2 protein-coding genes are annotated in these 1,826 nt (G+C 68.3%); both read left to right on the forward strand.

The genetic code is table 11. The annotated features are described in order from the left end of the window. Positions 1–578: calcium-binding protein (locus tag ACT4N8_RS11985; protein ID WP_444858359.1), on the forward strand; the 578-nt coding region annotated here is incomplete at its 5' end. A gap of 67 nt (positions 579–645) precedes the next feature. Continuing rightward, on the forward strand, positions 646–1,826 hold a 1,181-nt coding region (locus ACT4N8_RS11990; RefSeq protein ID WP_444858360.1), incomplete at its 3' end, for a transglycosylase domain-containing protein.

The raw sequence follows: 1,826 nt of genomic DNA on the forward strand, positions 1-1,826 counted from the left end.
TCCTGTCGAACGTCAGCTACACGCTGGGCGCGGGCCGCGAGGTGGAGGTGCTTTCGACCCGGGATCTGTCGGCGACGACCGCGCTCAACCTGACCGGCAACGAATTCGGCCAGACCGTGCTCGGCAACAATGGCGCCAACACGCTGTCGGGCGGCGGCGGCAACGACGTGATCGCGGGCTTCGCCGGGTCGGACATATTGCTCGGCGGCGACGCCGACGACCAATTGAACGGCGGTGCGGGCTACGACATCCTGAACGGCGGCGCGGGCGCCGACCGGTTCGTGTTCGCGGACGCGTTCGGCCCCGCCCTCGCCGACCGCATCCAGGACTTCGTCAGCGGGCTCGACCGGATCTTCATCGACAATGCGGTGTTCACGGACCTGCCCAACGGCGCGCTTGCGGCGGGCGCGTTCCGCACCGGCAGCGCCGCGCTCGATGCGGACGACCGGATCATCTACAATCCCGCCTCCGGCGCCCTCCTGTTCGACGCCGACGGCAACGGCGCCGGGGCGGCGGTCCAGTTCGCGGTGCTGAGCGGGGCGCCCGTGCTCGCCGCCAGCGACTTTACGGTAATCTAGTCTGACCCGAGCGAGCGGGCGCAAGACCCGCCTTCACGGCCCGCGGCGCATCGGCTAGACCGCGCCCATGAGTGCCGAAGCTGCCGCCGAACGGATCACCTTGCGCCGCGATTTCGGGTATCTGGGGCGCGCCGGGGGCTTCGTCCGCCGGGCGTGGAAGAAGCGCTGGGTGAAGGTGCTTGCGGTGATCGCCGCTCTGCCCTTCATCGGCTATGCGATCCTCTGGTTCCTGTTCGCGCGCGGGCTGCCCTCCGCCGAATCGCTGCTCAATTACGAGCCGGTGCTCCCGACCTATGTCCGCGACATCAATGGCGCGCCGGTGCAGAGCTTCGCGCGCGAGCGGCGGGTCCAGCTCGCTTATGAGGAATTCCCGCCGCAATTGATCAACGCCTTCCTCGCCGCCGAGGACCGCACCTTCTTTTCGCATGGCGGGATCGACTATCCGGGCCTTCTGGGCGCGGTCTGGGACTATCTTTCCAAATCCGGCACGGGCGAGCGCGCGGTGGGCGGCTCGACGATCACCCAGCAGGTCGCCAAGATCTTCTTCACCGGCAACGAATATTCGGTGACCCGCAAGATCCGCGAGGGCTTCCTCGCCCGGCGGATCGAGGCGACCCTGAGCAAGGAGCAGATCCTCGAGCTCTACCTCAACCAGATCTTCCTCGGCCGGAACGCTTATGGCGTGCAGGCGGCGGCGCGGGCCTATTTCAACAAGGACGTGGCCGATCTGACCCTGGCCGAAGCGGCCTATCTCGCCGTCCTGCCCAAGGCGCCGAGCAATTACGATCCGATTCGCCATCCCCAGCGCGCGCTTGAGCGGCGCAACTGGGTGCTCAATGAGATGGCGCGCAACAATTTCATCACCGCCGCCCAGCGCGACGCGGCGCTCCGTCAGCCGCTCGGCACGGTGCGCGGCGGCAGCCCGGACAGCGTCGCCAATGTCGGCGGCTATTTCATGGAGGAGGTCCGCCGGGAGCTGATCCAGCGCTTCGGCGAGAGCGCCTCGCCCGACCATCCGAACAGCGTCTATGCCGGTGGCCTGTGGGTCCGCACCTCCTACGACCCGATCATGCAGCGCGCCGCCGAGACCGCCCTGCGCGACGGCCTCGTCCGCTTCGAGACCGGCCGCGGCTGGCGCGATCCGGGCCTCTCGATCGACATTGAGGGCGATTGGCGCGGCCGCCTTTCGATCGCGCCCTTCGGCGCCGGCTACGACCATTGGCGAACCGCGGTCGTCCTCGCAAAGGA

It is taken from the genome of Sphingosinicella sp., from assembly GCF_052387495.1.
Classification (GTDB): domain Bacteria; phylum Pseudomonadota; class Alphaproteobacteria; order Sphingomonadales; family Sphingomonadaceae; genus Allosphingosinicella.